The following is a 12,782-nucleotide window of genomic DNA, read 5'->3' on the forward strand; positions in this document are numbered from 1 at the left end:
CCCAGAGACAGTCGAGATTTGAACGTGTCCAGCCTATGAAATGCGCCAGTTTTGCCGTGTCCGTCATCAACTGGACACCCCGATTGCGGTACGATAGTGTGCCTTAACGGGAACAAAGAAAAACTGGGGAATTTCATTGGTATGGCGTCCGCCTCGGATCTTTTGCGCATCGAGAACCTCGACGTTTCCTTCTCGGTTTTCGGCGATCGCCTGCGCGTCGTAAAGAACGCGAACATCCGTATTTTGCCGGGCAAGGTCACTGCGCTCGTCGGAGAATCCGGCTCGGGCAAATCGGTCATCAGCCAGAGCATAATGGGGATTCTCCCGAATCCGGCGAAAGCCGAGGGGCGTATCCTTTTCACCGATCCGTTGGACGGCAAAACGACCGATATTCTGCAATATTCGCGCGACAGCGAAGAGATGCGTGACCTGCGCGGCCGGCGCATGGCGACGATCTTTCAGGAGCCGATGACCTCGCTGTCGCCGCTCCACACCGTCGGCAATCAGATCGGAGAAGCGCTTCTCATCCACACGGAAGCCGACAAGAAGGAAGCACGCGAGAAGACCGAGGAGATGCTGGGTCTCGTGGGCTTTGCCAATCCGAAGCGCACGTTCGAGATGTACCCCTTCGAACTGTCGGGCGGCATGCGCCAGCGCGCAATGATTGCCATGGCGCTGATTTGCAGTCCGGCGCTGCTGATCGCCGACGAGCCGACAACCGCCCTCGACGTGACGATTCAGGCGCAGATCCTGGAACTGTTGCGCGACCTCCAGCACAAGCTCGGAATGGCGATGTTGCTGATCACGCACGATCTCGGCGTCGTCGCCAACATGGCCGACGAGGTGGTGGTGATCTATCACGGCGAGATCATGGAGGCGGGACCCGTCGAGTCGATCTTCCGCAACCCTCAGCACCCATACCTCAAGGGCCTGATGGCGGCCGTGCCGCATTTCGACATGAAGCCGGGCGAGCGCCTTAAGGCGTTGCGCGACGTTCCGGTTAACCTGGAGTCCCTGATCGGCAAGAAGAAGGTGAAGGCCGAAGGGCCGGAGATCCTCCTTTCCGTCAACAACCTCTCCAAGACGTTCAAGACCCGCAACCGCGGCTTGTTTGGAACGCGCGAAGTGCCACTTGTTCACGCTGTTGACGATGTCAGCTTTGATATCCGCCGAGGGGAGTGCCTCGGGCTCGTCGGCGAATCCGGATGCGGCAAGACGACGGTCAGCAAGATATTGATGCGGGCCGTGACGCCGGACGGCGGCTCGGTCATCTTCAACGATGGCAAGGACGTGATCGACGTCCTGTCCGTCTCCGGTGACGATCTGCAGGCGCTGCGCACCAAGATACAGATGGTCTTCCAGGATCCGGTCTCCTCGCTGTCGCCGCGCATGACCGTGCGCAATATCCTCAGCGAGCCGCTGGAGATTCACGATCGTGGGGACGGTGCGGAGCGCAAGCAGAGGGTGGAGGGGTTGATGGGCGCGATCGGCCTCGACCGGCGTTACCTGAATCGCTACCCGCACAGTTTCTCCGGCGGACAGCGCCAGCGTATCGGCATTGCCCGTGCGCTCGCGCTTGGGCCGAAACTTATCATTCTCGACGAGCCGGTATCGGCGCTCGACGTTTCCGTCCAGGCACAGATCCTCAATCTGCTCAAGGACCTGCAGAAGGATCTCGGGCTAACCTATCTGTTCATTTCGCACAATCTGGCGGTCGTCGACTACATGGCCGACCGCATCGCAGTGATGTGCAAGGGGCGCATCGTCGAGATCGCGCCGCGCGAGATTATCTTGCGTGATCCGGTGCATCCCTACACGAAGTCGCTGTTGGCGGCAGTCCCCTTCCCCGACCTCAATCGGCCGCTCGATTTCGAGGCGTTGAGAAAAAATGGCGCCGCAGACAAGCAGAACTGGGGCATTACCTTTACGGCCGAGCATGATGATGCTTCCGAGCTCGACTATGCCGATCTCGGCAATGGCCATCTTGTGCGGGCCCGCAAGGGTGCAGACGCAAAGGAGCTTCGCTCATGGTAACGCGGCGCACATTTCTTGGTGGTGTTATCGGTTCGGCAATAGCGCCTTCCCTCGTCAAGGCAGCGGCCGATCGTGACATTGAGCCGGAGTTTCTCAGGGATTGGTTGCGCGCGGGCCGCATTCCTCCGATGGTGGATCGCCTGCCGACGCATCCGCGCATCGTCAACATGAAGGAAGCGGGGCGGCAACCCGGCGTCTATGGCGGAACGGTTCGCACGATCATCGGCAGCCAAAAGGACATCCGCTACATGACCGTCTACGGCTATTCGCGCCTGATCGGTTATGACAAGCATCTGATGTTCCAGCCGGATATTCTCATCGGTTTCGAATCCAAGGATGACACGGTCTTCACCTTCTATCTTCGCGAGGGTCACCGCTGGTCCGATGGCGCACCCTTTACGGTGGACGATTTCCGCTACTGGTGGGACGATGTGATCCTCAGCAAGGATCTGACGCCTGGGGGCGGCGCACTCGAGCTGCGACCGCACGGCAAGCTGCCGAAATTTGAAGTGCTCGACGCTTTGACGGTTCGCTACACCTGGGAACGACCCAATCCGATGTTCATGCCGGCGCTCGCCGGCCCAATCCCGCTCGTGATCGTCGGGCCAGGGCACTATCTCAAGCAGTTCCACAAGAAGTATCAGGACGACTTTCGCCTATCGGCGCTGATGAAGGAAAACCGCGTCAAGAAATGGGCGGACTTGCACATCAAGATGTCGCGCTCCTCACGCCCTGAAAACCCGAACCTGCCGACGCTCGATCCATGGCGCAACACCACGCCGCTGCCGGCCGACCAGTTCGTGTTCGTGCGAAACCCGTTTTTCCACCGGGTCGACGAGAACGGGGTGCAACTCCCCTATATCGACAAGTTCATCCTTAACGTCAGTTCGTCCTCGATCATCGCCGCCAAGGCCGGCGCCGGTGAATCCGACCTGCAGGCGACGGGCGTCGACTTCAACGACTACACGTTCCTTAAGGATGCCGAAAAGCGGTTTCCGGTGAAGGTCAACCTGTGGAAGCAGGTGCGCGGCTCGCGCGTGGCGCTGCTGCCAAACCTCAACTGCGCCGACGAGGTCTGGCGTAACCTGTTTCGAGAAACCCGATTCCGCCGCGCGCTGTCGATGGCGATCGACCGGCACGAGATCAACATGGTCGCCTTCTACGGCCTTGGCAGGGCAAGTGCTGATACCGTTCTTCCCGATAGTCCCCTCTTTAAGCCGGAGTATGCCGAAGCCTTCATTGCCCACGATCCGGATCAGGCAAACAAGCTCCTCGACGAGCTCGGACTGACGAACCGTGCCGACGACGGCATTCGTCTGCTGTCTGACGGGCGCCGCGCCGAAATCACCGTGGAAACGGCCGGGGAAAGCAATCTCGACACTGACGTGCTGGAACTGGTGCGTGACCATTGGCGCGCGGTCGGTCTCGCCCTTTATACCCGCACGTCGCAGCGTGATGTCTTTCGCAGCCGCGCCATGAGCGGCACGATCATGATGTCGATCTGGTTCGGCATCGAGAACGGCGTCGCAACCGCCGACATGCCTCCCGGGCAGCTTGCACCGACGCTTGACGATCAGCTGCAATGGCCGCTTTGGGGAATGTACCACCTGTCTGCTGGGCAGGAAGGCAGCGCCCCCGATCTGCCGGAAGTGAAGCAGCTGGTCGATCTTCTCCAACAGTGGGGCGAGACCGCGAGGTTCAAAGAGCGCGAAGTGATCTGGCATCAGATGCTGGCGCTTTATACCCAACAGGTCTTCTCGATCGGCCTCATCAACGGCACCCTGCAGCCGATCCTCAGCTCCGCCAAGCTGCAGAACGTGCCTGAGCAGGCCCTTTATGGTTTCGATCCAACGTCCTATCTCGGCCTCTATATGCCGGATGCCTTCTGGTTCAAGGAGGCTTGAGGCATGCTGAAATACATCCTTTGGCGCATCGCAGCGATGGTGCCGACGCTGTTCATCATCTCGGCACTGGTCTTCACGATCATCGAACTGCCGCCAGGTGACTTCTTCGAGAGCCAGATCGCCGAACTGCGTGCCCAGGGGGAAAGCGCCAACCTCGAGGAGATCGAAGAGCTTCGCAAGCAGTACGGTTTCGACAGATCCGAGATCGTCCGCTACTTCTATTGGGTTGGCGGCATGCTTCATGGGGACTTCGGCTATTCGTTCGAGTACCAGCTGCCGGTTTCCGATGTCGTCGGTGATCGCCTTTGGTTGACGATGCTCGTCTCCTTTTCCACCATCCTGGTGACCTGGCTCATCGCATTTCCGATCGGGATCTATTCGGCGACCCATCAGTACAGTTGGGGAGACTACGGGTTGACCTTTCTCGGTCTTCTGGGCATCGCCATCCCGAACTTCATGCTGGCTCTGATCCTGATGTACTTCGCCAATATCTGGTTCGGGGTTTCGATCGGGCATTTGATGGATCAGAGGTTCCTCAACGAGCCGATGAGCTGGGAAAAGGCGCGTTCGATCCTCTCGCATCTCTGGATACCGGTGATCATCGTGGGAACGGCAGGGACGGCCGGCATGATCCGGCGGCTTCGCGCCAACCTGCTCGACGAGATGCAGAAACAATATGTCGTGACCGCCCGCGCCAAAGGGCTTCACCCACTTCGCGCGCTCGTGAAATACCCGCTGCGCATGGCTCTCAACTTCTTCGTTGCCGATATCGGATCGATCCTGCCTTCAATCATCTCAGGCGCGGAAATCGTTGCGATCGTGCTTTCGCTGGAGACGACCGGGCCCATGCTCATCAAGGCTCTTCAGAGCCAGGATATGTATCTCGCAGGTTCCTTCCTGATGTTCCTCGCCTTTCTCAACGTGATCGGTGTTCTCGTCTCCGACATTGCGCTTGGTTTCCTCGATCCGCGTATCCGCCTGCAAGGCAGGAGCACCAAATAGATGTCGCCCTTGCCACCGCCCGGCGCGCCGCTGCCGCACTATGTTTCGACTGCACCCTTCGATCCCATGGCGACGGAAGGGATGACGTCTGCGCAATCGCGCATCCATCTCGCCTCGCAGAAGCAATTGATGTGGTGGAAATTCAAGCAGCACCGGCTGGCGCTTGCCTCCGGTATCTTCCTGCTTGCCATTTACCTCATGATTGTCGTCGTCGAATTCATTGCGCCCTACGGGCTGCACACCAGGAATGTCGATTTCATCCACTCGCCGCCACAGCGCGTCCATTTCTTCAACAACGGCAAGTTTGTCGGCCCCTTCGTCCACGGGCGAAGCATGTCGCTTGATCTCGACACGCTGCACCGGATCTACACCGACAAGCCAAACGATGTGCAGCCGATCCGTTTCTTCTGCCGCGGCGATCCCTACAAGTTCTGGGGGCTGGTGAGTTCGGACCTGCATCTGGTCTGCCCGGCAATCGGCGGACAGATGTTTCTGCTCGGGACTGACCGCCTCGGTCGCGATGTGCTTTCCCGCATTCTCTACGGCGCGCGCATTTCGCTGACGATCGGCCTGATCGGCATCACGATCAGCTTCTGCCTCGGCATCGTGATCGGCGGCCTTGCCGGCTATTGGGGCGGCGCCTTCGATTTGATTGTTCAGCGCGTGATCGAAGTGCTGCAGTCGTTGCCGAGCCTGCCGCTCTGGATGGCGCTGGCGGCGATCATGCCGGTCACCTGGAGCCCGATCGTTATCTATTTCGGGATCACGGTCATCCTGGGGATCATCGATTGGACAGGGCTGGCACGAGCGGTGCGCTCGAAACTCCTGGCTCTGCGTGAAGAAGATTATGTGCAGGCTGCCCAGCTGATGGGCGCCAGCACACCGCGCGTCATTGGCCGACACCTTGTCCCCGGCTTCATGTCCCATCTGATCGCCTCTGCCACGATTTCGATCCCTGGGATGATTCTCGGCGAGACGGCACTCAGCTTTCTTGGCCTGGGTCTGCGTCCGCCGATCACCAGTTGGGGCATTCTGCTGACAGAAGCAAAGAGCGTAAGCGTCATCGCATTCTATCCATGGTTGCTTTTTCCGATTATACCGGTCGTTCTGGTAATTTTGGCGTTCAACTTTCTGGGAGACGGCTTGCGCGATGCGGCAGATCCCTACAAATAGCGGCCAGCCCCGGCGGAGCGCTGCTCTGTCTTCTGACGGCCAACAGAAACCGACGGTGCTAGTATGATCTACAGCGCAAAAGGATTGCCCATGGCACGGCGCCTGGAAGATGCCCGTATCCTCATGTATAGCCACGACACGTTCGGACTCGGCCATTTGCGCCGCTGCCGCGCGATCGCGCATGCTTTGGTCGAGGATTATCGCGGCCTCAACATTCTGATTATCTCCGGTGCCACGATCGCCGGCGCGTTCGACTATCGAGCGCGCGTCGACTTCGTGAAGATCCCGAGCGTAATCAAGCTTCGCAACGGCGAATATACATCGATGGCGGGCCACATCGACCTGCATGAAACGCTGAAGATGCGTGAGGCGAGTATTCGCCACACGGCTGAAACGTTCCAACCCGACATTTTCATCGTCGACAAGGAGCCGATGGGGCTGAAGGGTGAGGTCGAGGAGACGTTGGGGTATCTAAAGGCGCGCGGCACCGTTCTGGTGCTTGGGCTGCGCGAAATCATGGATGCGCCACACCTGCTCGATGCCGAATGGAAGCGAAACGGCATCATGCAAAAGATCGACCACTATTACGATTCCGTCTGGGTTTACGGCCCGCCGGATTTCTACGATCCGCTCGTCGGCCTCGACGTTCCGGCAAGTGTGCGTAGAAAGATGGATTTCGTAGGATTCTTGCAGCGCAGTGTCTCCACGAGCAAGACCTCGATCAATGCACGTTCGGACAACTACATTCTGGTCACGACGGGCGGTGGCGGCGATGGGTCAGATCTGGTGCACGATGTCATGAATGCCTATGAGAACGATCCGACCTTGCAACAAAAGGCCCTCGTCGTGCTGGGGCCCTACATGCCAGCGGCCGAGCGCTCCAAGCTGGTGGCCAAAGGATCCCGCATCCCCTACATCGAGGTGATCGAGTTCGATAACCACATGGAAGAGTTGATGGTGGGTGCCACGGGCGTCGTGGCCATGGGTGGTTACAACACCTATTGCGAAATCCTCTCCTTCGACAAGCCTGCCCTTATTGTTCCTCGCGTGAAGCCGCGGGAAGAGCAGTTGCTACGCGCCCAGCGGGCAAGCGCGCTCGGGCTCGTTGATATGTTGCTGCCGGATCAGTCCGCAGATCCGACGGTGATGTCTGAAGCGTTGAAACGACTGCCCGAACGCGTGCCGCCGTCAAAGAGTGACTGTACCTTGCAACTGCAAGGCTTGGATCATATCTCGCAGACGGTCGGACATTGGCTGGATGGCCGCGGCCGCCACCTGTCCGTCGTCGGGGCCGATTGAAGACCAAGACATTGTCGCAACGTCGTAAGATCCTTGTCGTGCTGAAGGGCTATCCGCGCCTTTCGGAAACGTTTATCGCCCAGGAGCTGCGCGGTCTGGAGAAGGCCGGCTTCGACCTGACCTTGATCTCGATGCGCCGCCCCACCGACAAGAAGCGGCATCCGGTGCATGACGAGATCAGGGCACGCGTCGTCTATCTGCCGGAGTATCTCCACGAGGAGCCGATCCGCGTGCTGAAGGGACTGATGGCGAGCTTTCGCAAGGCCGGCATCAAGGCGCTCTGGAAACGCTTCTTCAAGGACCTGTCGCGCGACCTCTCGCGCAACCGCTTCAGACGGCTTGGACAGGCGATGGTGCTCGCACGCGAGTGGCCAGACAATGGCGAATGGCTGCACGCGCATTTCATTCATACCCCCGCCTCCGTGACCGAATATACGAGCATTCTTACCGGCGTGCCGTGGACGTGCTCTGCCCATGCCAAGGACATCTGGACATCGCCCGATTGGGAACTGCATGAGAAACTTGGCAGTGCCCGCTGGACCGTGACCTGCACGCGAAGCGGATACGAGCACATGCGGACGCTGACACCGCGCAAGGAAGCTGTGCATCTGAGCTATCACGGGCTCGATCTGGCACGTTTCGGGCATTTCGGCGGCAAACGATCGCAGCGTGACGGCAGCGACCCGGCGGATCCGACCTTCATTCTCAGCGTCGGCCGCGCCGTGGAGAAGAAGGGATACGAAACGCTGCTGAAGGCACTGGCCCTCCTGCCCGGCGACTTGAACTGGCGTTTCGAACATATCGGCGGTGGCGACGAGCTGTCGAAGCTGAAGGTACTTGCTGCGGACCTTAGTCTGGCGGATCGGATCAACTGGAAGGGTGCACTTGCCCAGGAAGATGTGCTCGATCATTATCGCCGGGCCGATGTTTTTGCGCTTGCCTGCCGGATTGCTTCCAATGGTGATCGCGACGGTTTGCCGAACGTGCTGGTGGAGGCGTCCAGCCAGCGCCTGCCTTGCATTTCGACGTCGGTATCCGGCGTGCCAGAGCTTCTTGTCGATGGCGAAAACGGGATGGTGGTGCCGCCGGACAACCCGGCAGCGTTTGCAGTGGCACTTGAGAAAATGATCCGCGATCCCGCCTTGCGGTCGCGGTTGGGAGACGCTGCCGAACAGCGCGTGCGCGAGCACTTTGATCATGAGGCGAGCATCGATCAGCTTGGCCGGCTGTTTGAAGACGAATGGCAGAAAGCCTCATGAACGCGCCCCGGGTCTTCTTCTATGTCCAACACTTGCTTGGCATCGGCCACATTGCTCGGGCAAGCCGCATCGCCAGCGCGCTCGCCAGCGACGGGTTCGACGTCACCGTTGTGACCGGCGGTCTGCCGGTTCCAGGTTTCCCCGCAGACGGCATCAAGACGGTGGCACTGCCGCCGGTCGTGGCGAGCAATGCGGGTTTCTCCGGACTTGCAAACGACAATGGCGTTGCCGCCGACGAGGCGTTCCTGAGCCGGCGTCGCGATCTGCTGCTTGCCGCCTTTTGTGATTCAGCGCCCGATGTCGTCATCATCGAAGCTTTTCCCTTTGGTCGCCGGCAGATGCGGTTCGAATTGCTTCCGCTTCTTGAAGCCATCGAGAAGACGCATCCTCGACCGAAAGTTTTTAGCTCCGTGCGCGATATCCTGCAGCAGAACCGCAAGCCGGGACGCGACGAGGAGACCGTCGGGCTTGTCCGGGACCATTTTGACGGCGTTCTGGTGCACGGGGATCCCGACTTCGTGCGTTTGGAAGATACTTTTCCCTTAATGTCGAAGATCGCATCCAAAATTCGCTATACCGGCATGGTGGCGGCCGCACCCTCGGCCGATCCCGAGGAGACCTTTGACATTATTGCATCCGCCGGTGGCGGAGCGGTCGGCCTCGATCTGCTTCGTGTCGCCAACAAAGCCGCCGCCCTGTTGCCGGCGAATTTGCGGTGGTTGCTTATCAGCGGGCCGAACCTTCCAGAGGCCGATTTCGCCGGCTTGGCGAATGCAAGGCCGTCGAATGTTACCCTCGTCCGGTTTCGCAAGGATTTCCCTTCGCTGCTGCGCGGCGCGCGCGTTTCCATCTCGCAGGCGGGTTACAACACCATTGGCGATCTGCTGCAGACCGATTGCAGGGCGATCCTCATTCCTTTTGTCGCTGGTGGAGAGACGGAACAGACGGTTCGTGCGCAACGGCTGCAGGCACTCGGGCTTGCAGATATCCTGCCGGAGGCCGGCCTGACCCCCGAGATCGTTGCCGATGCCGTCAGGACCGCACTTGCGGCGCGGCGCGCGGCACCGATGTCGCTGGATCTTAGCGGTGCTGACAAAACAGCGGCAATCATTCGTTCAATGATAGGCTGAAACCCTCGCAATTTGCGAAAGTCATGTGATATAAACAACGTCCCGGCGAGAATCGGCATGACGACGGCAAGCCGATTCGCCTTGTTTTCATTATGAGATCCGGCGGTCCGGTTGCATGGTCCTGTTTTCGGCATTCCCCTTTGTCTTGCCGCAGGTTCACTGCCCCCAGATTTCCCAGGCAACTGACGGTTAGCAATGGAAAAAAGCCTCGCGCGTTACATCTGGTCGAACACGCGGCTGCAGCAACTCTGGATTTTGACAGTGGTTGCAGTTTCGATGATCCCCTATTTCCTGTCTTTTGATCTGCCGAAGCAGATCGTCAACGGACCGATTCAGGGTTCGGGCTTCGAGGGCCAGGGCGCAACGCAAACCTTCATGCGCCTCGTCTACACGTTTCCCGTCATCGGCGAAGTCGAGTTCTTCAAGGGTGTCGAGCTTGACCGGCTGCAGATGCTGATGGGGCTGAGCCTCGTCTTCCTCGCCCTCGTTGTCCTGAACGGCCTCTTCAAATTCTACATCAACACCTACAAGGGACGGCTTGGCGAGCGCATGCTGCGCCGCATCCGCTTCGAACTGATCGACCGTGTGCTGCGCTTTCCTCCCTCGCATTTCAAGCGCGTCAAGTCGGCTGAGATCGCGACAATGATCAAGGATGAAGTGGAGCCGATGGGCGGCTTCACGGGCGATGCCTTCGTCTCGCCGGCCTTGCTCGGCGGCCAGGCGCTGACGGCACTCGCCTTTATCATCATTCAGAACTTCTGGCTCGGGATGATCGCTGCGGCAATCGTCGGTGTCCAGGCGGTCGTGATCCCGCGCATGAGAAAGCGGCTGCTTGAGCTTGGCCGCCAGCGTCAGCTCACAGCACGCGAACTGTCTGGCCGCGTCGGCGAGATCGTCGACGGCATAGGCACAATTCATGGCAACGACACGTCGAATTTCGAGCGTGCCGACATTGCCACGCGGCTTGGGTTGATCTTCTCGATCCGATACGATCTCTATCAGTGGAAATTTCTGGTCAAGTTCCTGAACAACTTCCTGGCCCAGGTGACACCGTTCCTGTTTTATGCGATCGGCGGCTATCTGGCGCTGCAGGGGCGTCTGGATATCGGTCAGCTTGTGGCCGTCATCAGCGCCTACAAGGACCTGCCCGGTCCGCTGAAGGAGCTGATCGACTGGGATCAGATGCGTCAGGACGTGCAGGTCAAGTACCAGCAGGTCTACGAGCAGTTCAATGTGGAGCCGTTGATCGATGGCAAGATCCAGGAGATGCCGGCTGCGGCGATAGGCGCATTGTCGGCCCCGCTCGTGATCACAAATCTGACTGTGAGCGACGATAGCGGCGCGCGGCTGGTCGATCACGTCTCGGTCGAGATCAAACCGAACGAAACGGTCGCGGTGGTCGGCCCGAACTCCAGCGGCGCGGAAGCCTTCGCGGAAGCTCTCGGTCGGCTGGTGTGGCCGGACTCCGGCCGCGTGACCATCGACGGCAAGGACCTTCTCGATCTGCCCGAGTCCATTACCGGTCGGCGCATTTCCTACGCATCCGCCGACACCTACTTCTTCCACGGGACGCTGCGGGACAATCTCCTTTACGGCTTGAAGCACGCCCCCTTGCGCGAGCCACAATATGACGGCAAGGAGGCTCTGGAGGCCAAGTGGTACGCTGAGGAGGCCGTCAAGGCCGGCAATCCTACAATGGATATCAACAGCGACTGGGTGGACTATCAGGCCGCCGGTGCGACGGGCCCAGACGACATCCTAACGGCGATCCGGCCGGTGCTCGATGCCGTGCTCATTTCGCAGGACATTCTCGATCTCGCGCTTCGATCGACGGTCAATACGAGTGTGCATGTGGCGCTCGCCGAACACATCGTCGATCTGCGATCGGCATTGCGCCAGCGCATGCAGGAAACCGAGCTCGGCAACATTGTCGTGCCGTTTGATTTCGACGCCTACAATCCGCAGGCCACGGTCGGCGAGAACCTGCTCTTCGGTTCGATGAAGCGGCCGATGATGAACAATCGCCGGTTGGCGGCGCATCCCTATTTCCAGGCGCTGTTTCGCCAGACTGGTCTCAGCAACGATCTCTATGCCATGGGGCTTGAGATCGCGGAGAACGCCGTCGAACTCTTTCATGACCTGCCGCCGGATCACCCGTTCTTCCAGCAGCTGACCTTCATGACGGCAGACGATATCCCGACCTATCAGGCTCTGTTGCAGAAACTGCAGAGCCGACGGTTTGATGATGCTACTCCCGACGAGCGTTCGGCCATTATTCGGCTAAGCTTTGCCTATATCGAGCCGCGGCATCGTTTTGGTCTGCTGACAGACGAGCTGATGGAAAAGATCGTCAATGCCCGCAAGCAGTTCCACGAGAACATTCCAGAAGATCTCGCCGCCGTCATCGAACGATACGATCCGGAGCACTTCATCTCCTCGGCAAGCCTGATGGACAACGTCCTGTTCGGACGTATCGCCTACCAGCAGGCCGACGCGTCCGACCGTATCCGGGCCATCATGGGTGACCTGTTCGACAAGCTCGACCTGTTCGACGACGTCTTGTCGATCGGGCTTGAATTTGACGTTGGCTCGGGCGGCAAACGCCTGACAATGGTGCAGCGGCAAAAGCTCAATCTTGCCCGTGCGCTTCTCAAACGATCTGACTATTTCGTCTTCAACCGGCCGATGTCAGCGCTCGACCAGCGTGTTCAGGACCAGATCACCCGCAACATTGTCGAAGGATTGCACAAGGAAGGCGAACGGCCGGCCATCATCTGGGTGCTTTCGAACGCAAAACTCGCGGAAATGTTCGATCGAATCCTGTTGTTTGACCGCGGCGCGCTGGCCGAAGCAGGCAACTTTCCGGAGCTTTCCGAACAAAACGGTATGTTCAAGGAACTGTTATCGTAATATTCTAGTGAGGGGACAATAAAGATGGCGCCCCTTGCGAGGTGCCACGGTCAAACGTCGGGCACCGAACA

General features: G+C 59.3%; 8 protein-coding genes. All 8 read left to right on the forward strand.

Annotated elements, in window-relative coordinates:
* Positions 1-141: 141 nt before the first annotated feature.
* The 8 genes from ACSQ9D_RS22025 to ACSQ9D_RS22060 all read left to right on the forward strand — a co-directional run bounded on the left by ACSQ9D_RS22025 (position 142) and on the right by ACSQ9D_RS22060 (position 12,711).
* A complete protein-coding gene (locus tag ACSQ9D_RS22025; RefSeq protein WP_436284093.1) occupies positions 142-2,034 on the forward strand; it encodes an ABC transporter ATP-binding protein in 1,893 nt (630 codons plus the stop codon).
* On the forward strand, positions 2,028-3,938 hold the full coding sequence (locus tag ACSQ9D_RS22030) for an ABC transporter substrate-binding protein (RefSeq protein WP_436284094.1): 1,911 nt from the start codon (positions 2,028-2,030) through the stop codon (positions 3,936-3,938). The genes ACSQ9D_RS22025 and ACSQ9D_RS22030 overlap by 7 nt, the downstream gene beginning before the upstream one ends.
* 3 nt (positions 3,939-3,941) lie before the next feature.
* Positions 3,942-4,940 carry an ABC transporter permease gene (locus ACSQ9D_RS22035; protein ID WP_037118665.1) on the forward strand — a complete coding sequence of 333 codons (999 nt, stop codon included), beginning with the start codon at positions 3,942-3,944 and terminating at the stop codon, positions 4,938-4,940.
* Complete coding sequence (locus tag ACSQ9D_RS22040) at positions 4,941-6,113, forward strand: ABC transporter permease (protein WP_436284095.1); 1,173 nt, start codon at positions 4,941-4,943, stop codon at positions 6,111-6,113. It abuts the gene before it with no gap.
* 90 nt (positions 6,114-6,203) lie between these two features.
* Positions 6,204-7,412: a glycosyltransferase family protein gene (locus tag ACSQ9D_RS22045; RefSeq protein WP_436284096.1), complete on the forward strand. Its 1,209-nt coding sequence runs from the start codon at positions 6,204-6,206 to the stop codon at positions 7,410-7,412.
* Between the two features lie 11 nt (positions 7,413-7,423).
* Positions 7,424-8,671 (forward strand): glycosyltransferase, encoded by a 1,248-nt coding sequence (locus ACSQ9D_RS22050; RefSeq protein ID WP_436284097.1) that lies wholly within the window; start codon positions 7,424-7,426, stop codon positions 8,669-8,671.
* Positions 8,653-9,801, forward strand: coding sequence for a glycosyltransferase family protein (locus ACSQ9D_RS22055; RefSeq protein ID WP_436284098.1), 1,149 nt, complete (start codon positions 8,653-8,655; stop codon positions 9,799-9,801). The genes ACSQ9D_RS22050 and ACSQ9D_RS22055 overlap by 19 nt, the downstream gene beginning before the upstream one ends.
* Before the next feature lie 195 nt (positions 9,802-9,996).
* Positions 9,997-12,711, forward strand: a complete 2,715-nt coding sequence (locus tag ACSQ9D_RS22060; protein WP_436284099.1) for an ABC transporter transmembrane domain-containing protein — start codon at positions 9,997-9,999, stop codon at positions 12,709-12,711.
* Positions 12,712-12,782 lie beyond the last annotated feature (71 nt).

The organism is Rhizobium sp. LjRoot258, from assembly GCF_964254185.1.
Classification (GTDB): Bacteria; Pseudomonadota; Alphaproteobacteria; order Rhizobiales; family Rhizobiaceae; genus Rhizobium.